Genomic DNA, 21,947 nt, shown 5'->3' with positions numbered 1-21,947 from the left:
TTTTTGGTTTGTCCTCTTTTTTTGTTACAATGAAGTTTGCAAGGGGGAATCAAAATGAGCCAACCAATTATCTATCTTCACGAACCAATGAAAGAAGAACAAGTAGAAGCTATCCGGAAAACTGCTGTCGATTATATTATCGTTGATGCAAGCAGAGACACCGCTCAGATAAATGAAGAAGCGATTGAAATCATGCTGGGCTGGGATAAAGAGCTAGGGCAGCGCTTGTTAAACTCTGAATCCAGCCGTTTGAAATGGGTGCAGTCTATCTCAGCGGGTGTCGATTCATATGATTTGAATCGCTTCTCTGAAAAGGGCATCTTATTATCTAACGCAAGCGGTATACACAGTATCTCTATTTCGGAACATGTTCTAGGTGTTTTATTGGCAGCATTTCGCGGTATTCAGACGAGTATCAATAATCAAACAACTAACATCTGGACAAGAGAAAATATTTCTTACAAACAATTATCCATGCAAAAAATGTTGATCGTCGGTACAGGCCATATTGGTCAGCAACTTGCTGCATTTGCTCAAGGGCTAGATATTCAAACTTATGGTATCAATACATCTGGTCACGTCACTAAAGGATTTATCGAGTGTTATTCGCAAAAAAACATGCAGCGCATCATTAAAGAAATGGATATTGTCGTAAATATTCTTCCCTTAACAGATGAAACATATCAACTGTATGATGAGACTATGTTTAAAGCAATGAAACCGGGGGCCGTCTTCGTGAATGTCGGTCGTGGTCCATCCGTTAATACAAACGATCTTATTACAGCTTTGAATGATGGCCAAGTGAGTTTTGCTGCGCTGGATGTTTTTGAGGAAGAGCCACTGCCTAAAGAAAGTCCTCTATGGAACATGGACAATGTCTTGATTACTCCGCATATTTCTGGTTTGACTCCTGGCTTTAAGGCAAAGCTGTTAGCTATATTTACTCAAAACCTTACTCAATTTCTAAAAGATGGTACATTAGCCAAAAATCAAATCATGCTGCAGCATGGCTATTGATTAAAAAAATATCAATGAAAAAAAAACGGCTGGCGCTGAAAGTGTAAACAATCAGAGCGAGTCGTTTTTAGAATTAATTTAGTTAATTTTTCTGATCTTGTTCTGTTTCCTTCACAAGATAAATCGGGCGTTTTTTTGTTTCTAAAAAGATTTTTCCAATATATTTACCAATGATTCCCAGACAAAGAAGCTGTAATCCGCCTACAAATAGAATAATACAAACCATGGACGGCCAACCACTAGTAGGATCACCAATAATGATCGTTCTAAAGAAAATGATAAGCATAGAAATCACGGAGCCCACACATGAGAGTGCTCCAACATAGGAAGCCAGATTCAACGGCACTTCAGAGAAGTTGACGATCCCATCGATCGAATAACTTAACAAGCTCCAAAAAGACCAGGAAGTAGATCCAGCTACACGTTCACGATTCTCGTAAGACAGATATTCAGTATTGAAACCAACCCAGCTGAAAATCCCTTTTGAAAAACGGTTGTATTCTGTCAGCTCTAAAATCCCATCAACCATCTGCCTTGTCATTAAACGGAAATCTCTTGCGCCATCGACCATTTCTGTTTCACCAATTTTATTGACTAAGCGATAAAACATTCTCGCGAAAAAGCTGCGAATCGGCGGCTCTCCTTCACGATCACCACGCCTTGTACCAATACAATCCAGCTCTTTGTTTGCTTCCAGCATTTGTATCATTTTAGGCAGCAATTCAGGTGGATCTTGTAAATCAACGTCCATCACAGTGACAAGACTGCCGCGCGCTTCTTTAAGACCTGCATATAAACCAGCTTCTTTTCCGAAATTTCTAGAAAAAGAAAGATAACGGACTTTATCCGGATGTGCTTTATATAGATTTCTCAATGCTTCCAACGTTCCATCTTTTGAACCATCATTGATAAATATGTATTCAATGTTATATTCAATTTGTGCACTTACTTTTTCCACTTCTTCAAAAAATAATGGAATTGAATCCTCTTCGTTGTAACAAGGAACAATAATCGACAACATAAAATTTCCTCCAAAAACTATTCTTTTTTGATTATAACACACATCTAACTATGAGTTACAAAAAAATAGACATAGGTTAATTATTCACTTTTTGAACAACTATTTATAAAAAATAACTCTTATATTAAAAAACCTTCCATTTTAAAAGTAATATTTCAGAAATAAATAACGAATTTTCTTTAATTATAATAAGAAAAAACTTTAAATATAAGCCTTATAACATGAGGCTTAATACCATTACAAGGAAATGAAATATTTTTTAATTAATCATTACAATTTCATTTCTATATTATTATATAATTGAATTTTTATCAAAAAGTAGGTATGATGTTTATATATACTAGTTTTTAAATAAAATAATTTCAATTTGTGAATGTTCTATCAATTTATATAGTAGGGAGACTAAATATGTTAGAAGACATTTTATTAGATGATAATGCACAACGAAAGCTCATCGTTTTTAATCAATTGTTAGCAACCGCTAACGGTACTTATAGTGTTCATTACTTTGAACAGGTTACTGATTTTTCCTATGCACGTCTAAATTCAATTTTTGCTGATATTCATGAGGATCTTTTAGAAAAGCAAGACGTTGAATTATTAAATAAGCAAGGAAAAGTTCAGGTCGATGTGTCGATTTTACGAGATATCCCTTACCATCAATTTCTATTTCGAAAGAGTTTATCCTATCAATTTTTATTAGCAACGATTTTAGAACGTAACTATACGATCGATAATTTTTGTAAAGATCATTTTATAAGTAGAGCGTCAATTATTAGAAAACTCCAGCCCTTGATCGGTTATTTAAAGAGTTTTGATGTCCAATTAAATTGCTCACAATTGCAGTTAAGTGGAGAAGAAAATTTGATTCGCATCGTGTACTTAAATCTCTTTTGGCTTGCTTCGTATGGAGAAGATTTATTCATTGCGTTAGGTGAATCAAAGAGAGGAATGGACTTATTTGCACCTGAGGATCAACAATGGATGACATATACAGAGCCGCGCGAATGGTATTTACTAAAAACTATTTCTAAGTTACGAATTAAGAAAAAACATTACATAATAGAACCACCTTTCCAAGGATTGGTTTTTCCAGAAGTAAATAGCTCATTTGTTAATGAGTTAAAACAACTGAATACACCTGCTCACTACATAGAAAGAGAAAAAACATTTTTATCATTTATGATGTTTTATTGGAGTATTTATTTTTACGCAGATGATCCTAGAATTCGTTATGTACAGGAATATATGGTTAGCGAACAACAACCCTTTGGCAACTTGATCGAGCGGTTTGAGGCTTTCTACCTTCCGTTATTCTCAGAAAAAAAACTTTCACCTAATGAAAAAGACCTACTGAATATCAATATTTTTAATACTTGCCTCAATCATTCTGTTGTGAAAGGCTCTTTACCATTAGCTATCAATTTTATGGAAGAGTTTATCAAAGATCAACAACCTGTATTTGTTCATCTTTCAAAAAAAGTCAGAGGCTTTTTAGAAAATCTTATATTGGAACCAGAATTTTCTTGGATCAAAAATAATTTGGATGATTTAGTCTATATTTGCTCTTTTTATCTGTTTCCTTTCTATGAAAGAAGCAATAAAAAGTATCGTTTAAAGGTAGGCATTATTTTGTCTCCCAATGCGATTTTTCTGCAATCACTGTTTGATTTTCTTGATAAAGTATCGTTTATCTCTGTTTCGTTTGTCACTTCGACATCGGAAGATAATTTTGACTTTTACATAGCAACCTCAAAACTTCTGTTACCCGAAAAAGTTAGTCAGGAAGAGAATTACCAAATCATTCCGCTAACTCCTGCGTTGGACTATCAAGTGTCTATTATTGATACTCTACATAAAAAGTTTACAGAAAAGTTGTCTATGTTTGTTGCTTGATTAGCTGTTAATGTTAACAAAAAAGAATCTAGCGTTAAATACGTTTGCTCACCTCACTTACTATAAAAAGAGAGCGTAAAGCCATTAAGGACTTTACGCTCTTTTGTTAGTATTTTCCCTGAATAAGCAACCACTATAACATTCGAACAGTTATTTTGCAAAAGCTTAAGTTCCTGTTTTGGTCTTTTAAACTATTGCTGTAAATCCTCTTCATTCTTAGTGAATACATATTTAGGTTCATCTTTTTTGGTATCATAATCTACTAACAGATCATAGCCTTTGAAAAACCAGTCATCCGTTTCTTCAATAAAATAAGTGATATCATCGATCACTTCTTTGACCATTGGTTGGTCGGGTGCTTCAACAGACATCGCAATCGAAAAACCATCATGGACATCTGTTTTTCCATAGATTTTACCAAAAAAACGGATGCCATTGTCTGGAGTGACGCCTACTTCATCTTTAAACCATTGCTGTGCTTCTGGTGTAATTGTTAATTTCATTTTTCTGTCTCCTCCTTGCCCTCACTTGTCATTTTAGCACAAAGTTACAGCTTCATAGAATAAAGTGCTTGGTCTTATTGATTCATCTTGTCATCAAGTAAATCAACGTCTGCAGTTTCTCCAACCACTAATAGATTGTCATTTTCTCGAACGATCTCTTCCGCTGCTGGCGACGCAATGACTTCTGATTTAGAGCGTCGAATTGCTACTACAGTCAACCCAAAGCGCTGACGGAAATTCAAATCGCCTAAGGTTTTCCCATAAAATTTAGGATTCGACACTCGAACTTCTGCTAAAGAGACTTCATTGGACAATTCAATGTAGTCTAAAATATTTCTAGATACTAATTTATGCGCCACTCTGATCCCCATATCACGCTCTGGATGGACAACTAAATCTGCACCAATTTTATCCAAAACCCTTGCATGATACTCATTGACTGCCTTTGCTAAAACATTGGGTACACCCATTTCTTTGACCATCAAAGTGACTAAAATACTTGCTTGGATATCTTCTCCAATCGCTACGACTACATGATCAAAGTTGCGGATTCCTAAAGAACGTAACGTTGTTTCATCTTGAGCGTTTGCGACTACAGCATGTGTGGCGATATTCATATATTCATTTACGCGATCTTCATTGCTATCAATGGCTAAAACTTCCTGACCGGATTCAATCAAGGTTTGACAAATACTTCCACCGAATCTTCCAAGCCCGATAATTGCAAAATTTTGCTTCATGTTTATTTCTCCTAGTTCTAAATTTAGTTTAAGTATATCAAACCCATAGACAATTGAACAGGAACAGCGATCAATCTTCTATGACTATTTTTCTACAAAAAAAGTGAATACAGCAACCTCAAAAAAGGGTACTTTATCCACGTTCCATTGAAATTAGTCTGAATGTTTTTATTTTGCTAATCCATGCTGAAAAGCGTAGATTGCAGCTTGTGTACGATCCTCAACATCTAATTTAGCTAAAATGTTTGAGACATGTGTTTTTACAGTTTTTAAGGTAATAAACAATTCATCTGCTATTTCCTGATTACTACGTCCTTTAGCAATCAACATCAAGATTTCATGCTCACGATTCGTTAAATCTTCATGCAAAACAGGCTCTTGTTTTTTCGTCAAACGTTCCATCATTTTAGTGGTCACTTCTGGTTCTAATACACGTTCGCCTCTAAAAATCGCTCGAATGGCATCAGCTATTTCATGCGCAGTTGACGTTTTTAGTAAATAGCCCGCTGCTCCTGCCTCGATGGCTGGATAAACTTTTTCATCATCAATAAAGCTCGTTACGATAATGATTCGAGCCTCCGGCCAATCTTTTAAGATCGCTTTTGTCGACTCAATACCATCCATCTCATCCATGACCAAATCCATCAAAATAACATCTGGTCTTAGCTCCAACGCTTTTTCATAGCCAATTCGGCCATTCTCAGCTTCTCCAACAACTTCAATATCTTCTTGAATCGATAAATAAGAGGAGACACCTAGTCGTACCATTTCGTGGTCATCCACTAACATTACTTTGATCACTTTTTTTCCTCCTTCGTTTAAACACATAATAGGCTCGTTTAGCCTTGACTGGAGAATAAGAAATGATGCAGGAGGTAAAAACACCTCACTCATCATTTATCTTTTTTCCGAAGAGTTAGCCTGTGCAGCTGACTAAATCACAGGTACTTTGATCTCTACACTGGTTCCCTGTCCTTTAAAACTAATGATTTTTACCGTACCGCCCATACCAGCTACGCGTTCACGGATATTTTTCAAGCCATAACTGCCTGCTTTGTTTTCATTTTCAGCCATATCAAACCCAACACCATCATCAACTAGACGTAAAAGAACATTTTTATCCACTTGATGCAGATATACTTCAAGCTCTTTGGCTTTTGCATGACGAAGTGTATTGGACAATAGCTCTTGAACGATTCTGAAAAGATGGTCCTCAATACTGCTATTCAGATGAACATCTTCAACATCCCAAGTCAATTCGATTTTGATTTTGGTCTGTAGTTCTTTTAATAATTGCTCGATTCCTTTACGTAAGCTTTTGCCTTCCAAGCTTACTGGACGCAAGTGAAGCAGTAAAGCCCGCATTTCAGATTGAGAAGCATTGATGATATCCGTCACTGTTACTAATTGTTTACGGAACATTTCTGGTGTTTCGCTTCTTTGCGCTTGCTCATTCAATGCTGACATCATCATCATTGCGGCAAACAACTGCTGACTCACTGAATCATGTAATTCTCTAGCTAAACGATGACGCTCTTCTTCCAAAATTTCTTCTTTGGTTTCGCCATCGACCATCTGCGGCTGACTATTCAATAATTGCAGTTCTTTTGACATCTCTATCAATTTTTTTCTGATTTTTAAAATATCAAGATCAACTTCATCAATGTACTGATCATTATTGGCATGAGGAACAGGCTTTTCAATCACTGGATTTTCGTAGCTGCCTCTTGCTAATAGACGAAGCTTTTCTTCAATTCTACCATATTGAGCTTTCTGAACAATAGAAACGAGTAAAAAAGTCGATAAACCGACTAATAACGAAATCAAAAGCATGTGGAAAATCAAAGGAATGTAAAATACTTTCCTTTGAATTAATTCCAACATCCAATTTTTTTGTTTGATTGAGTAAAAATAGGAGAACAGTGTAAGTAGTACGACAATAAAGGTACTAAACGCAGCATATAGCGAAAGCATCTGTCGAGACATCCTACCGATCATACACGAATCACCTCAACATCCCCAACTAAGGTATTTGTGATGATTTTCAAACGACGGTTATTTGAATCAAAATCATTGCTATAGACTTTTAGCGATTCATTTTTCAAATGATATTTTTCTTCTTCAAAGCTAACGTTACCATAGAAAGTCGAGTGTTCCAATGTTACTGCAACACCTAACGGAACCAAAATTCTCGTTCTACCAAAGCCTTTGCGGATAATAATGATACTGTCATCTTTAGGAAGTAGCGTGTTCCCTAAATCAACGATCGTGTCTCCGGAAAGAATATCTATATTGATATCATCCCATTCGTAAACGTTGCTGCCGATACGCTCATTGGCAAACCAAGGACGTTTGAACCGACGACCGCTTTTCGGCTCGATATTTGTTGTCTCTACCATGATCATCTGTTTCTTACGCCAAGGTGCTCGTTGAGTAATATCCACTCCTGCAACCTCTACGCCTTTCAACCCAATGAATACAACCGCTATCACCAACATCAGCCAAAATGCCGGGCTATTCATCACACCGATCAAAATCAAAATGATTCCTAAGACTAGTTGAAAATTATTGAAATTACTACGATGAACTTTTTTCATTGCATAAACAACACTCAAAATACCCAAAACCATCAATACTGCCAATCCCGGGTTATGTATAATTTGCCATAAAGCTAATATGAACAATAATGATTCAACTACGATAAAAAAGCGCCAAGGATTATTCATGATGATCCCCCCTTCTGTTGTATCTAGTATAGCTTAATACCCGTATTAATGTTAGTTGCTAAAGCCTTATTTGGCTATAGGACTTTAGCCCTAATTTTCGAACAAAACGAGGATGGGACGCAATGTCCTATCCTCGCAGCATGATCAAAATTAGTTCACTTTAATGATTTTTACCTGCATATCTCCACCAGGAGTAGCAATAGCCACTTGATCCTCTAAACGTTTACCGATCAACGCTTGAGCAATCGGCGAATCATTAGAAATTTTACCTGAAAAAGGATCTGCCTCCGCACTTCCCACGATAGTGTATTCTTCTTCTTCACCATCTGGTAATTCAATAAACGTCACTGTTTTTCCGATAGAAACTTCATCTGAATCTACACCATCATTATCAATGATCTGTGCAAAACGAATCATATTTTCTAAGGTCGTGATTCGACCTTCTACGAAAGCTTGTTCATCTTTTGCTGATTCATATTCTGAGTTTTCAGATAGATCACCAAAACTTCTTGCAATCTTTATACGTTCAACAATTTCTTTTCGTTTAACTGTTTTTAATTCTTCTAGTTCTTGTTCTAATTTTTCTTTTCCTTCAAGTGTCATAGGAAATACTTTTTCTGCCATGTTAATTTCTCCTTCTTAACGTACTACTATGTTTTTTTTATTCATTTTTTCGATATTCTGTATTCAATCCACAAAAGAGTACCACGCTTTAAGCAAATTGTAAATAATATTCCCTTATTTTTTTATAGAGAATTTACTCAATTTTACAGGTATTTTGTGTCATTTTACAGGAAAGCGAAACGAGCCCCGCCTATGGTATAGGTTGGCTCGTAACTAAGATACGTCATTTTATACATTATTCACTTTTTTCAGTTTCTGTGTTGTTTACATATTTTTCTACGTACTCTTGATGCTGTTCATATGTCTCAGCAAAATAGACATTGCCGGTTGAAATATCAGCAACAAAGTACAGGTAATTGTTATCTGTTGGATTCAAGACTGCATTGATTGCCTGTTCACTAGGACTGTCCAGAGGTCCTGGTCCATACCCAGTATTCTTATATAGATTGTATGGTGAATCTACTTCTAAATCTTGGTAGGTCACTAATTCTTTATGCTCACCTAAAGCGTATAGAATAGAAATATCTGACTGCAACGGCATGTTCGCTGAGATTCTATTAAAGAAAACTTGGGCAATCTTTTTGCGATCTTCTTCTTTTACACCTTCTTTTTCGACTAAAGAGGCTAAGGTCAAGACTTGTTGAATCGTCATCCCTTTTGCATGAGCCATTGGAATAAATGGTTCGATCACACTGCTGGTTTTAGCAATCATTTGTTCGACAAAATCTTCTATTTTAGCATCTTTATAGTAATCATAAGTTGCTGGGAACAAGTACCCCTCTAAGCGGTAACGGACACCTTCTGCTTCACCCGCACTGCCTAGTAGCTCTGGATATTTTTGATTCATTGTATCAAAAAATTCTTGATTTTTCATCAATTCAATAAACTGATCTTTTTTGAAATTTGTATTTTTTTCGATCGCGTCGCCGATTTTATCAATATCAAAGCCTTCTGGAATCGTTACTTTACCATCGGCAAGCTGAGTCGGTTCTGCTGTTCCACCTTCTCTTAACAGTGCACCAATTTCATCTAGTGTCATATCTGGTGACATTTGATAATAACCTGCTTGAAAATCCGTTAGGTTTTTGAATTTTGCATAGTAGTTGAAAACCAATCCGCTTTTAATCACTTTGCTTTCTTCTAAAATATTTGAGATTCTCTTGTTTGATGAATCTTCAGGAATATGCACTTGGACAAGTTTTGAATCTTTTTTATTTAAAGGTTCTAAGCCGTCTGTGACATATTTATAGAAAGTAAAACCGAAAATTGCAATCACAAGCAGCAATACAGAAGCCACAATCAATACAATCCGGCCGACGATTCGATCTTCTTTTTTTCTAGTTCTTTTTTTAGTCTTATCCCCATCTTTTTGAGGCGTTACTGAATCTTCAGTCTCTGACTGTTCCACCTTTTTTGCCTGATGCTCTGAGCTTCTTGAACCTACCGTTTCGTTTTCAAGCGCGACTTTAGGTTCTTCTGTTGGTCTTTGGTACTCGGTATGTTCAGTTTTATGATATTCTGCTTCAGTATGCTGTGGTCCATTTTGAGCGTTAGGGTCAAAGGAAGCTGAATCATCATTACCGATCTCTTCTCCGCGCAAAGAACGTAGAACTTGATCTTTAAATGAAGAGCTGGAATGATCTTGATTATTTTGGTTATCTTCTGCCAAAACAAATCCTCCTTACTTTCTATGTATCTTCTTTAACTTTAACCATTATACATGAAAGCTTTTTAAATTTAAACTTTTTTAGAGAAAAGTCACCAACTTGTAAGATTTTCTTCAATTTTCCCCTTTAAAAAACAAGACTAAGACACAACTCGTCAAGTTGCCCCTTAGCCTCTTTAAACACTGATACACACATCATTTGTTTATTTAAATCAACTATTATTCAGCGCTGAGTGCTGCCATAGTAATGTAATTATATGGTTGATTAAAATGCGGTAAGAAAAAGATATCTAATAATTTTAATTTATCGATTGTTACTTTTTCTTCGATTGCAAGTGAGAACATATGAATCCCCATTGAGATATCTTCATAAGAAGCCATTTGTGCGCCCACGATTCTACGAGATTCTTCTTCATAAACGATTCTGATTTTTACTGAGTTATTCTCTTTCATGAAACCAGGTTTTTGTAAGTCTTCAAATTCAGTATGTTTGACCTTTAGACCTAATTTTTCAGATTCTTGTACAGTCAATCCTGTTGAAACCATATGATACCCAAAAATAGAAATCCCATTAGAGCCTTGCACACCAATCGATTCCAACGGCGTACCGCCAACATTATGAGCGGCTACAATTCCTGAACGAACCGCGTTTGTTGCTAGTGCGATATAGGTTGTTTGCTGCACAGCATTCGAGAAGATCGTTGAACAATCACCTACAGCATAAACATCAGGATCACTTGTTTGTTGATGAAGGTCAACTAGATAAGCACCGTTTGCAAATAATTCCAGATGGTCTTTTCCTAAACCATTATTTGGTCTAAATCCGATTGCATTGATTACTAAATCCACCGCGTATTCGCCTTTATCAGTGACAAGTGTTTCAACTTTTTCGCTGCCTTTGTATTCTTTCGCAAGTTCGTTATAGTGAAGCTCGATTCCATTTTCTGCCAATACGTTATCCATGTCATCAGTAAACCATTTGTCGTAGTAATTCGGCAAACATCTTTCAGCTGCATCAAATAAAAGAACATTTTTTCCACGACGTTTCGCAGCTTCAGCAATTTCCACACCGATATAACCAGCACCGATGACTGCAACAGTTTTTACTTCAGCCTTTGCCATTGCCGCATCAACAGTCTGTCCATCTTGAAATAGTTTTAAGAATTCAACATTTTTTAACTCTCGGCCAGGTATTTCTGGATTGATCGGAGCTGATCCTGTCGCCAAAATTAATTTGTCATAGGTTTCTGTGATTTCAGTTCCATCATGCTTTTTGCAATAAACAACTTTTTGGGCAAAGTCGATTCGCTCAACGGTTGTTTCCATATAAATTTTAGCGCCTTTTGCTTCAAACGCTTCTTTATTCGTATAAAAAAGATTTTCATAAGATTCAATTTGGCGACCTACCCATAGCGCAGTTCCGCAACCAAGGTAACTTAAATTCGTATTTCGATCGATCATAACAACTTCTTGATCTTTATACGTATCCAACAACGTGTTTGCTGCAGCGATTCCTGCATGATTGGCACCGACAATAACTGTTTTTATTTTGCTCATAAGACTCTCCTTTAATGTGATTTATTGAACTTAATTATAACCGAAGAAAAGGCTTTCTTTTATCAATTTCTCCGAATTTGATTAAAAAATTTGAGAATTTCTCTTTTTTCTACTAAATCAAAGGATATGCGATTGGTTTTATAGGAAAAGACAGATATACTATTGTTAAAGGCTTCGTTTACATTTAAATAGATAAAAAGTGCTGTACAATCGTTATGATCATCTAGATAAAAAAATTATTTTGGAGGTATTTCATGGAAAAAAGTCAAAATTACTGGATTGAGCAACTTGGACTGGAGCCTCACCCAGAAGGCGGTTATTTTAAGCAACTATTGTGTTCAGAAGAAATCATTCAGACAGCTCCGAATGAAAAAAGACCTTATTATACAAGCATTCATTTTTTGTTGACAGATGAAAGCCCCTCACACTTTCATCGGTTGAAATCAGATGAGGTTTGGTATTATCACACTGGCTCTTCTTTGTGTGTTCATTTGCTTCATCCGAATGGTCATTATGAAACCATTCGTTTAGGAAATGATATCGAGAGAGGAGAAGTATTACAGGCAGTTGTTCCAAAAAATACGATTTTTGGGTCAACAGTTGATAAGGCGAATGACTTTGCTTTGGTCAGCTGTATGGTTTCGCCGGGATTTGATTATCAAGATTTCGAATTATTCACTAAAGAACAGCTATACTCAGCTTATCCTGCTCATAGAGACATTATCGATCGTCTCGCTTATGATCGATTACCTGATCAATAAAATAGTGACTAAGCTAACACCCTACCTTAGTCACTTGAAACCTGAAGAAAGTGCGAAACAAAACGAAAAATCAGTTTTGTTTCGCACTCTAAAACGTAATAGACGGTAGCCAAGAGTCGATTGCGTCCTTTTTCTATTCTTCTAAAATAATTGTTGCTATTTCTGCTGGTGTCTTAGCGAGATAATCAGCGTCAGCCGTTTCTAATTCGGCTTGATCACCGAAGCCGTACAACACACCAATACTGGCTAGATGATTCTCTTTTGCACCGAGAATATCATGACTGCGATCACCGATCATCACTACTTCTTTCAACTCAACTATATTTGCAGAGGTCAATGCATAACGGATGACATCGCTTTTTTTAGAGCGTTTGCTATCAAGACTAGCTCCATAGATTCCAGTAAAATAACCGCTTAAATCAAAATGATCCAAAATTTGCTTTGCATAGACTTCTGGTTTAGACGTAGCGATATACATGTGACAACCTGCGTTTTTTAATGTGGTCAACAGCTCTACAATCCCCGCATAGATATGATTTTCATACATTCCTTTAAGCTGGTAGTTTTCTCGGTAATAGTTGACTGCCTGCTCCACAGAACCTTCATCCAGTTGATAAAAGGTTCTGAAAGAATCATTTAATGGCGGTCCGATAAACGAATATAATTTCTTTTTGTCTGTGATAGGTAAATTCATTTTTTTCAACGCATAGCTGACAGAATTTATGATTCCTTCACCTGAGTCTGTAATTGTCCCGTCTAAATCAAATAAAATCGTTTTATAGTGCATAAAAAGTCTCACTTTCTCTAGCGTTCAGTCACATCTCCTGTATTGATTACAGGCTGTGTCCCTTTATCAGTAATGATCGATACTAGCAAATTATTGATCAATTGAACTTTACGATCATCTGTAAAATTGATTTCCTGACCATCTTCAATTTGTTCTAAAGCCATCTGAGTCATTGAAACTGCGCCTTCTACAATAATTTGACGAGCAGATAAAATGGCTTTAGCTTGTTGTCTTTGAAGCATCGCACTAGCAATTTCAGTAGCATATGCCAAGTGATTCAAGCGTGTTTCGATGACTTCAACTCCTGCAACGGATAAACGCTCCTGTAATTCTTTGGCTAATTCTTCTGACACTTCGTTTGTGTTTCCTCTTAAGGTAAGATCATCTTCATTGAAGGTATCGTAAGGGTATTGAGTCGCAATATGACGAATAGCCGTTTCACTTTGGATCTCTACAAAGTCTTGATAACGGTCAACATCAAATAATGCTTTAGCAGTATCAACTACCTTAAAAACGATCACCGCAGAAATTTCAATTGGATTGCCGTCAGAATCATTTACCTTCAACAAAGAGCTATTGAAATTTCGGACTTTTAAAGAGACATTGATCTTTTGCGTCAATGGCGTTGTTACAAATAAACCATTATCTTTAATCGTTCCTAGATATTGTCCAAAAAATAAAATAGCTTTGGCTTGATTAGGACTGACGATCGTTAGAGAACTTAAAAATAAACCCGAAATAACCCACAAAATAATACTGATCGTAATCATAACGAGACTTTCATCAATTACCCCAAAATAAAAACTATAGCCGCCGATGACGATCAAAATGATCAATACAATCAATGCAAGGTAACCATTGATATGAAACGTTTTTTTCTCTTCCATCTTTCTCCCTACTTTCTTTACTACACTGTTAATCATTATCTTACTCTTCTTTAACTTTTCTATCAATAGTTAGTCAAAGTAGTTGCTAAAAAGAACAAATTAGCATATACTTACTTTTAGTAAGTTAAATATCTAAAACATTTGGAGGTTTATAACATGAATAAAACAATTAAAGGAATCCATCACGTCACTGCAATGACTTCTAGTGCAGAAAAAATTTATCAATTCTTTACTGATACCTTAGGTTTACGACTAATCAAAAAGACAGTCAATCAAGATGACATTCAAACCTATCATCTATTTTTTGCAGATGATCAAGGATCAGCTGGTACGGACATGACTTTTTTTGATTTTCCAGGTCTTCCAAAAGGTACGAAGGGAACAAATACGATTTCTCGTACCTCTTTCCGAGTAAAAAGCGATGCCTCTTTAGATTATTGGGTCGACCGTTTTAATGAACATCAAATCGATCATGGAGAAATCCAAGAGCGTTTCGGGAAAAAATATCTTGAATTTGAGGACTTCGATCATCAACGTTATCAATTGATTTCTGATGAAAAAAATGTTGGAGTTGCTGCTGGTGTTCCCTGGAAAAAGACAAATGTTCCTGCTGAACATGCGTTGGTCGGTTTGGGACCTGTCTTTGTAACTGTTACAAATTTTGAACATATGCAGTTAGTCTTGTCTGAAGTATTAGGGTTTAAGCTAGTAGATGCTGAGGGAAGCTTCCATTTGTTTGAAGTGGGCGAAGGCGGCAATGGTGCCAGCATTATCGTCGAACACCGTGAAGATCTTCCAGAAGCACAAGAAGGTTTTGGAAATGTACACCATTTAGCTCTACGAGTTGAAGATGAAGAAGCATTACGTTTTTGGATTGATAAAATCAATCAGCTGCGTTTCCCGAATTCTGGTTTTGTTGAACGTTTTTATTTTAAATCAGATTATTTTAGAGCAGCGCCTCATGTATTATTTGAACTAGCTACAGACGGTCCTGGCTTTTTAGAAGATGAAACGTATGAAGCGGCAGGAGAAAAATTGTCATTACCACCATTTTTAGAAAGCAAACGAGCAGAAATAGAAGCGTATGTTAGACCATTTGATACTTCTGATGCTAACGTTCAACGCTAAACTTAAGAATTGGAGAAAACAAATGCTACATTATCCAACAAACAAACTGACAGAACAACAAAGCTACAAATTTTTATCCGGCAGTATCATTCCTCGACCGATTGCTTGGGTAACCTCGTTGAATACTGCTACACAAGGAATCAACGCTGCCCCTTTTAGTTTTTTTAATGCCGCAGCCTCTGAGATTCCATTAGCGACGTTATCGATTTTAAGAAAAGGCAAAGAAATGAAGGATACCGCTAAAAACATTCTCGATACACACGAATTGGTTATCCACTTAGTGTCTGATCCACAGGTGAAAGCAATGAATCAGACGGCAGCCTCTTTACCGTCTGAACAAAGTGAAATAACCATGAATCAAATCGAAACAGTAGCCAGTCAATCTGTTGCAGTACCAGGAATTAAAGATGCGCCAATTCGAATGGAAGCTCGCCTGCATCAATATGTTCCGATAAAAAATCGGGATGAGCAGATCATCACAGATTTATTCATTGTTGAAATAACTGATTTCTATTTTGCAGAAGAGATTTTTGACAGGGAGAAAGAATATATTTTACCAGAAAAATTTAATCCTTTGGCTCGATTGGCTGGTGCAACCTTTGCTCATATCGGCGATCTATTCGAATTAAAAAGACCGAAATAGAAAGGTTCGGGTGAAAATAACTCGTTCATGGTTAAAAACTGCATAAACAACAGCGATGATTGTTTTACGCTGCTCACATCAAATTCCTACTAAGTTTTGACATCTGAAAAAATAAAAAAATAAGCCGATACTCACGAAAATTGTTTGATCAATTTTGTGAATATCGGCTTATTTCTTAGAACAAGATACGTTTATCCTTTATTTTCCTCTTAAATCTACAATAGGTACATTCCCATCTAAAATACCACTAGAACTGCTTAGTTTCAAAACTTGTAATCGAGGGTCGATATCCAATGTCATCTCCTTATCCAAGTACCGAGGAGAATAATCCTTGATATAGATTGTTCCAAGTTCTGAACGTATCGTTGCAGTAAAATCAGATCTATCCTGTGACTGATCCAATAACAAAATACGGAAACTTGTATCCAGAGAACACACACCCATTTTTGAATATTTCCCGACGCCATCATCTAGGTCCAAAATAATAACTGCTTGGCTTTCTACGTAAGGCATCAGTTTTGCTTTTGCTTCTTCACTTATATTCAAGTACATGTTGTTCTTCACTCCTTCTATTATTTTGACTCGTCGACTTTAGCCTTCAAAGGACGACGGTAATTCTTCTGATTGATTGAAGGCATAAGCGATCGCTGCTAGGATCCGCCCGCTAGCTTTTCCATCTCCATAAGGATTCGCTGCATGCGACATTTTTTTATAAGCCTTCTTGTCTGTCAACAATTCTTTAACCGCTTCATAGACGATTGTTTCATCTGTTCCTACTAATTTTAGTGTCCCGGCTTCCACACCTTCTGGACGTTCCGTTGTCTCTCTTAAAACAAGTACTGGCACACCTAAAGATGGCGCTTCTTCTTGAACCCCGCCTGAATCAGTCAAAATCAAGTAACTTCGTGCAGCAAAGTTTTGAAAATCTCTCACATCTAATGGCTCGATCAAGTGAATACGGTCGAATCCAGCTAAATACGTTTCAGCAATCATTCGAACTTTAGGATTTTTGTGCATGGGAAAAACGACTTCGACATCAGCATTTTCTTCAACGAAACGGCGAACAGCTTTAAAAACTTGTGCCATTGGTGTTCCTAAATTTTCTCTTCGATGCATCGTCATTAAAATCAAGCGCTGTTCCTTGGCAATCTTATCCAAGACTTCATTATGGTAGTCTTCATCGATCGTATAAGCCATTGCGTCAATCGCAGTATTTCCTGTGATGTAGATTTGTTTTTCAGGATGATTCTCTTTCAATAAATTCTCTTTACTTTCCACTGTTGGCGCAAAATAGATATCTGTCAAATCATCAACAAGTTGACGATTCAGTTCCTCTGGAAATGGTGAATATTTCTCCCATGTGCGCAATCCTGCTTCGACATGACCAATAGGAATCTGCTGGTAAAAAGCGGATAATGCAGCTGCGAAAGACGTAGTCGTATCACCGTGAACGAGAACGATATCTGGTTGCTCCAGTTCTAAAACAGGTGGTAAATGGGTTAAAACCTGACTAGTAATATCCGCCAATGTTTGACCTGCTTTCATGATATCCAAGTCATGATTTGGGCTGATTTTAAAATCCGTCAATACTTGATCAAGCATTTGTCGATGTTGTGCAGACACCGTTACAACTGAGTCGAATCGATCTGGATGCTTTTCTAATTCTTTAATCAGTGGTGCCATTTTAATCGCTTCTGGTCGTGTGCCAAACACAGTCATTACTTTTATCTTTTTCATTGATCTCACCTCATTTTAAGATAATCTTGGATAGTTCTCTGTAAGGAATTCTTTTGAACGTTCTACATACTGTTGAGCATTTTCTTTGTTTTTACGGATTTCTTCTCTCGTTAATGGCCGAATCACTTTTGCCGGACGTCCAAATGCTAAAACATTTTCGGGGATTTCTACTCCTTCAGTCACTAAGGAACCTGCTCCAATCAAACTGTTTTTGCCAATTTTTGCATGATTTAAAATCGTTGAACCCATGCCGATCAATGCGCCATCTTCGACTGTACAGCCATGAAGTATGCATTGATGACCGATCGTTACGTTTTCACCGATGCTGACTGGTGCATCTGAATCGACATGAATGATCGTTCCATCCTGCACATTACTTCCGGTACCAATCCTGACTACATTATTATCTCCTCTGATTACTGCTTGAAACCAAACACTTGTATCTTTCGCCAGCTCCACACGTCCATAAACATCAGCACTTGGCGCAATGTAGTATTCTTTTGTCATTTGCTCCACCTCTTTTGATATCCTAAGTATAACAAATATAGGTAAATATTGAGATCAATATGTTCCATTAGCTAATAGAAAAAAGACACCCGAAAGAGTGTCTTTTTTCATTCATTTAATCATAGTCGCCATCTTCAGCGAATTGACTATTATACAGTTTTTCATAAAAACCGCCTTGTTCTAATAGTTCATTATGTGTTCCTTTTTCAATGATTTCACCCTGATTCATAACCAGTATCAAATCAGCTTCTCGAATCGTAGACAGTCGGTGAGCGATCACAAAACTTGTCCGCCCTTCCATCACTCGATCCATTGCTTTTTGGATCAATGCTTCCAGACGTGTATCGACTGAGCTTGTCGCTTCATCTAAAATCAAAATTTTTGGATCTGAGATTACCGCTCTAGCAATCGTCAATAATTGTTTTTGCCCTAGCGAAACATTGTCTCCTTCGGAATTGATCTCCATTTCATAGCCGTCTGGCATTGTACGGATAAAGTGATCGACATTGGCTGTTTTCGCCGCATCAACAATTTCATAATCCGTTGCATCCAGTTTACCAAAACGAATATTATCAGCAATCGTTCCTTCATAGAGCCATGCGTCCTGTAGGACCATACCAAATACGGAACGAACATCGCTTCGATCCATCTTTTTCGTGTCGATACCGTCAACTTTGATTGCCCCTTCATTCACGTCATAAAAACGCATCAATAAGTTGATCAAGGTAGTTTTCCCTGCACCTGTTGGTCCAACGATCGCCACAGTTTGTCCTGCTTTTACCTCAAAGTTTAGGTTTCTGATCAACGGTTTTTTAGGGTCATAACTAAAGCTGACATTTTCAAACTGAACAGAACCATGAAGTTCTTTTGGTAAGGGTACATCTTGTTCGTTCAATTCTTCTTCTTGCTCATCTAAAATTTCAAAAACGCGTGTTGTCGCTGCCGATGCACTCTGTAACGCAGCAGATAATTGGGTGATATTTCCCATTGGCTGACTGACTTGCCAGATGTATTGAATGAATGCTTGCAACTGACCTACAACGATTACACCAGTAATGACATAGTAACTCCCTAAAACGGCCATTCCAATATAGGTTCCATAAGCAGTCATCTGTACAAGCGGCAACATCAATCCTGAAATAAAGGAGGCTTTAAATCCAAAATTGTTTAAGTTGTGGTTTACTTTCTTAAAACCTTTGAGTGTTTCGCTCTCACGTCCGTAAAGTTTCAACACGCTGAATCCAGTCATATTCTCTTGAACGTATCCATTTAGATCTCCAAGAGCATTTTGCATTCCTTGAAAGTATTTTTGTGAAATACCAACGATCGTTTTTGAAATGAACAGAGATAACGGAATCATGATGAGTGAAATCAATGCCATCAGCCAATTGATATAAAACATCATCGCTACTGCCATCACAATACCTAAGACAGCTGAAACGATATTGATAAAACTTTGCTGCATTGCATTACTGACTGCATCAACATCATTTGTGACACGAGACAAAATGTTTCCCTGTTGATTTTTATCAAAATAAGAAACTGGCAAACGATTGATTTTTTCATCAATGTCTTTCCGTAAATCACGCATGGAATGTTGAACGACTGTTGCCATCAAAAAACCTGACAAAAATTGTGCGCCGCAATAACCTACGCCAACAATCAAAATCCAAATCAGACATTGAATGATGTAAGGATAATTCAGCCCTTCACCTGCTGCGACATTTTTACTGATTTCAGTAATCGGCAAACCAGAGACATACGGCATCGCTGCATTAAAGGCTACCGTTAAAACAGTAAAAATAATCACTAAAATAAATGTTCCTTTGTAAGGATTAATGTATCTACCTAAACGTTTAATGGAAGAGAATGCGTTTTTCATGCTAATTCCTCCTCTGACAATTGAGAAGCAGCAATATCATAGTAGATAGGGCAATTCTCAAGTAATTCTCGGTGGGTACCGATACCGACAACATCGCCTTCATTCAAGACGACGATTTTATCTGCATTCATGATCGTTCCTACACGTTGTGCGACGATCAACACAGTTGATTCTGTTGTTTCTTTTTTCAAACGTGCTCTTAAATTCGCATCTGTTTGGTAATCTAAAGCCGAAAAGCTGTCATCAAAAATATATACTTCTGGGCGACGAATCACTGCTCTGGCAATTGCCAGACGTTGTTTTTGACCACCCGAAAAGTTTGCTCCGCCCTCTGAAAGAAGTTCATCATAGCCATCAGGCTTTTGTGAAATAAACTCTGAAGCCTGCGCGATATCTGCCGCCTGCTCCATTTCTTCGATTGTCGCATCTTCTTTACCGTAGCGCAGATTTTCAGCGATCGTTCCTGTAAACAGGAGAGCTTTTTGCGGAATATAACCGATTTTATTACGTAATGCACTTAATTGATAGTCACGAACATCCACACCATCCAATAGCACTTGACCTTCTGATACATCGTAAAAACGCGGGATCAGCTGGATCAAGGTCGATTTTCCGCTTCCTGTACTTCCAATGAAGGCAACCGTTTCACCTGGTGAAGCTTTAAAACTAACATTACGGATCACAGGGCTTTCAGAATGTCCTGGGTATGCGAATGTGACATTTTTAAATTCTAAGTAACCTTTCGTTTTTGTTTCAGTCACACCAGCCTCATTTTCACGAATCACCGGCTCCATATCAAATGCTTCTTGAATCCGACGGGCAGAAACCGCTGCACGAGGATACATCATGAAGACACTGGCAAACAGCATAAACGAAAACAAAGCATGGAAAATATACTCGATAAATGCGATCAAATCACCAACTAATAAGCTGCCGTGATCGATTTGAAGGGCACCATTCCATATAATTAAAACCATGACGATATTAAATAGGAAAAAGAACCCTGGTTGGGCTGCCGCCATCAAACGAAAGAGACTTTTAGAGCTTTTAGTATACTCTTCATTCACTTTACTAAAACGACTTTCTTCAAATTTTTCATTGACAAAAGCGCGAATAACTCTCAAACCGGAAAGATTTTCCCGCAGAATTCCATTAATACCATCTAGATTTTTCTGCTGTTTATTGGATAAAGGTTCGGATACTTTGGCAATCAATACAACAGCGATCAAAAGAAATGGCAATGCCCCCAATACAAACCAGCCTAAAGACGGACTTGTCCGCACAACCATAAATAAACTAACAAAAAACATCATTGGTGTCATAAAACCAATACGTAATATATTCCCCATAAACAACATGATTTGATAGGCATCATTTGTTGTTCTTGTAATCAACGAGGAAACACCGATCGTTTCATATTCGCGATGGGAAAAAGTCTGTACCTTTTCAAATAAGTCATCTCGAATATCCCGAACGATATTTGTCGTTATCCTTGCACCAAAATATCCTAGCATGATATTCATAGCTACTCCAATAACGGTGATCACGATCATCAATAAACCTTGCTGCTTCACATAATTGTAATCATTGTTTTTGATTCCAACATCGATCATACGAGCTAAAATCGTTGGTAACCCTAGTTCTATTAATATAAATCCAAAAACACAAATGAAATCTAAAAACAATAATTTTTTGTATCTCATCGTGTAACGCCACATCAATTTCAATCAATCATCTCCTGTTCCTTTTTTTAATCCAGTACTCCCACTATAGCATAAACATAAGGGGTAGGTAAATTATATTTGAGCGAAACTTTCACTGGATTTAGCTGACGAAAAAATAGCGTTCACCAAGCAAAAAAATAG

Annotated in this window: 21 protein-coding genes; 5 read left to right on the top strand and 16 right to left on the bottom strand. The window is 37.0% G+C overall.

The window, feature by feature from the left end; translation table 11 throughout:
- Positions 1 to 54: 54 nt before the first annotated feature.
- Positions 55 to 1,017 (top strand): phosphoglycerate dehydrogenase, encoded by a 963-nt coding sequence (locus BCR25_RS17585; protein WP_069664913.1) that lies wholly within the window; start codon positions 55 to 57, stop codon positions 1,015 to 1,017.
- 82 nt (positions 1,018 to 1,099) lie between these two features.
- Here the strand turns inward: BCR25_RS17585 and BCR25_RS17580 are convergent, their stop codons facing one another.
- Positions 1,100 to 2,038: a glycosyltransferase family 2 protein gene (locus BCR25_RS17580; protein WP_069664912.1), complete on the bottom strand. Its 939-nt coding sequence runs from the start codon at positions 2,036 to 2,038 to the stop codon at positions 1,100 to 1,102.
- Positions 2,039 to 2,446: 408 nt separating this feature from the next.
- On the opposite strand from BCR25_RS17580, the gene BCR25_RS17575 reads away from it, so the two are divergent.
- Positions 2,447 to 3,934: a helix-turn-helix domain-containing protein gene (locus tag BCR25_RS17575; RefSeq protein ID WP_069664911.1), complete on the top strand. Its 1,488-nt coding sequence runs from the start codon at positions 2,447 to 2,449 to the stop codon at positions 3,932 to 3,934.
- Positions 3,935 to 4,125: 191 nt separating this feature from the next.
- Here the strand turns inward: BCR25_RS17575 and BCR25_RS17570 are convergent, their stop codons facing one another.
- From BCR25_RS17570 to nox, 8 genes are all read right to left on the bottom strand, one after another.
- Complete coding sequence (locus tag BCR25_RS17570; protein WP_069664910.1) at positions 4,126 to 4,437, bottom strand: HesB/YadR/YfhF family protein; 312 nt, start codon at positions 4,435 to 4,437, stop codon at positions 4,126 to 4,128.
- A gap of 74 nt (positions 4,438 to 4,511) precedes the next feature.
- Positions 4,512 to 5,177, bottom strand: a complete 666-nt coding sequence (locus BCR25_RS17565; protein WP_069664909.1) for a potassium channel family protein — start codon at positions 5,175 to 5,177, stop codon at positions 4,512 to 4,514.
- 168 nt (positions 5,178 to 5,345) lie between these two features.
- Positions 5,346 to 5,978: a response regulator gene (locus tag BCR25_RS17560; RefSeq protein ID WP_069664908.1), complete on the bottom strand. Its 633-nt coding sequence runs from the start codon at positions 5,976 to 5,978 to the stop codon at positions 5,346 to 5,348.
- 132 nt (positions 5,979 to 6,110) lie between these two features.
- Complete coding sequence (locus tag BCR25_RS17555; RefSeq protein ID WP_069664907.1) at positions 6,111 to 7,175, bottom strand: sensor histidine kinase; 1,065 nt, start codon at positions 7,173 to 7,175, stop codon at positions 6,111 to 6,113.
- Entirely contained in the window at positions 7,172 to 7,903 is a 732-nt protein-coding gene (gene liaF / locus BCR25_RS17550; protein ID WP_069664906.1) for a cell wall-active antibiotics response protein LiaF, read from the bottom strand. Before liaF ends, BCR25_RS17555 begins: the two co-directional genes overlap by 4 nt.
- A gap of 150 nt (positions 7,904 to 8,053) precedes the next feature.
- Complete coding sequence (gene greA / locus BCR25_RS17545; RefSeq protein WP_069664905.1) at positions 8,054 to 8,527, bottom strand: transcription elongation factor GreA; 474 nt, start codon at positions 8,525 to 8,527, stop codon at positions 8,054 to 8,056.
- 235 nt (positions 8,528 to 8,762) lie between these two features.
- On the bottom strand, positions 8,763 to 9,935 hold the full coding sequence (mltG, locus tag BCR25_RS17540; protein ID WP_379975171.1) for an endolytic transglycosylase MltG: 1,173 nt from the start codon (positions 9,933 to 9,935) through the stop codon (positions 8,763 to 8,765).
- A 477-nt stretch (positions 9,936 to 10,412) separates the two neighbouring features.
- A complete protein-coding gene (nox, locus tag BCR25_RS17535; RefSeq protein WP_069664903.1) occupies positions 10,413 to 11,750 on the bottom strand; it encodes a H2O-forming NADH oxidase in 1,338 nt (445 codons plus the stop codon).
- A gap of 254 nt (positions 11,751 to 12,004) precedes the next feature.
- On the opposite strand from nox, the gene BCR25_RS17530 reads away from it, so the two are divergent.
- Positions 12,005 to 12,511 carry a cupin domain-containing protein gene (locus BCR25_RS17530; protein ID WP_069664902.1) on the top strand — a complete coding sequence of 169 codons (507 nt, stop codon included), beginning with the start codon at positions 12,005 to 12,007 and terminating at the stop codon, positions 12,509 to 12,511.
- A gap of 133 nt (positions 12,512 to 12,644) precedes the next feature.
- Here BCR25_RS17530 and BCR25_RS17525 read toward each other — a convergent pair whose 3' ends face one another.
- Both BCR25_RS17525 and BCR25_RS17520 read right to left on the bottom strand, forming a co-directional pair.
- Positions 12,645 to 13,298 carry an HAD family hydrolase gene (locus BCR25_RS17525; protein WP_069664901.1) on the bottom strand — a complete coding sequence of 218 codons (654 nt, stop codon included), beginning with the start codon at positions 13,296 to 13,298 and terminating at the stop codon, positions 12,645 to 12,647.
- Positions 13,299 to 13,315: 17 nt separating this feature from the next.
- On the bottom strand, positions 13,316 to 14,185 hold the full coding sequence (locus tag BCR25_RS17520) for an SPFH domain-containing protein (RefSeq protein ID WP_069664968.1): 870 nt from the start codon (positions 14,183 to 14,185) through the stop codon (positions 13,316 to 13,318).
- Between the two features lie 156 nt (positions 14,186 to 14,341).
- On the opposite strand from BCR25_RS17520, the gene BCR25_RS17515 reads away from it, so the two are divergent.
- Positions 14,342 to 15,313: a ring-cleaving dioxygenase gene (locus BCR25_RS17515; RefSeq protein ID WP_069664900.1), complete on the top strand. Its 972-nt coding sequence runs from the start codon at positions 14,342 to 14,344 to the stop codon at positions 15,311 to 15,313.
- Positions 15,314 to 15,335: 22 nt separating this feature from the next.
- The gene (locus BCR25_RS17510) at positions 15,336 to 15,956 is read left to right on the top strand and encodes a flavin reductase family protein (protein ID WP_069664899.1); all 621 of its coding nucleotides are present in this window, start codon (positions 15,336 to 15,338) and stop codon (positions 15,954 to 15,956) included.
- Between the two features lie 198 nt (positions 15,957 to 16,154).
- Here the strand turns inward: BCR25_RS17510 and BCR25_RS17505 are convergent, their stop codons facing one another.
- From BCR25_RS17505 to BCR25_RS17485, 5 genes are all read right to left on the bottom strand, one after another.
- Positions 16,155 to 16,508, bottom strand: a complete 354-nt coding sequence (locus BCR25_RS17505) for an iron-sulfur cluster biosynthesis family protein (RefSeq protein WP_069664898.1) — start codon at positions 16,506 to 16,508, stop codon at positions 16,155 to 16,157.
- 39 nt (positions 16,509 to 16,547) lie between these two features.
- The gene (gene wecB / locus BCR25_RS17500) at positions 16,548 to 17,693 is read right to left on the bottom strand and encodes a non-hydrolyzing UDP-N-acetylglucosamine 2-epimerase (protein ID WP_069664897.1); all 1,146 of its coding nucleotides are present in this window, start codon (positions 17,691 to 17,693) and stop codon (positions 16,548 to 16,550) included.
- A 15-nt stretch (positions 17,694 to 17,708) separates the two neighbouring features.
- Complete coding sequence (locus BCR25_RS17495) at positions 17,709 to 18,200, bottom strand: gamma carbonic anhydrase family protein (protein ID WP_069664896.1); 492 nt, start codon at positions 18,198 to 18,200, stop codon at positions 17,709 to 17,711.
- 115 nt (positions 18,201 to 18,315) lie between these two features.
- Positions 18,316 to 20,082 (bottom strand): multidrug efflux ABC transporter subunit EfrB, encoded by a 1,767-nt coding sequence (efrB, locus tag BCR25_RS17490; RefSeq protein ID WP_069664895.1) that lies wholly within the window; start codon positions 20,080 to 20,082, stop codon positions 18,316 to 18,318.
- On the bottom strand, positions 20,079 to 21,809 hold the full coding sequence (locus BCR25_RS17485; RefSeq protein WP_069664894.1) for an ABC transporter ATP-binding protein: 1,731 nt from the start codon (positions 21,807 to 21,809) through the stop codon (positions 20,079 to 20,081). Before BCR25_RS17485 ends, efrB begins: the two co-directional genes overlap by 4 nt.
- Between the last annotated feature and the right edge of the window lie 138 nt (positions 21,810 to 21,947).

This window comes from Enterococcus termitis, from assembly GCF_001730305.1.
GTDB lineage: Bacteria > Bacillota > Bacilli > Lactobacillales > Enterococcaceae > Enterococcus_L > Enterococcus_L termitis.
This window is presented reverse-complemented; position numbering and strand designations above follow the sequence as displayed.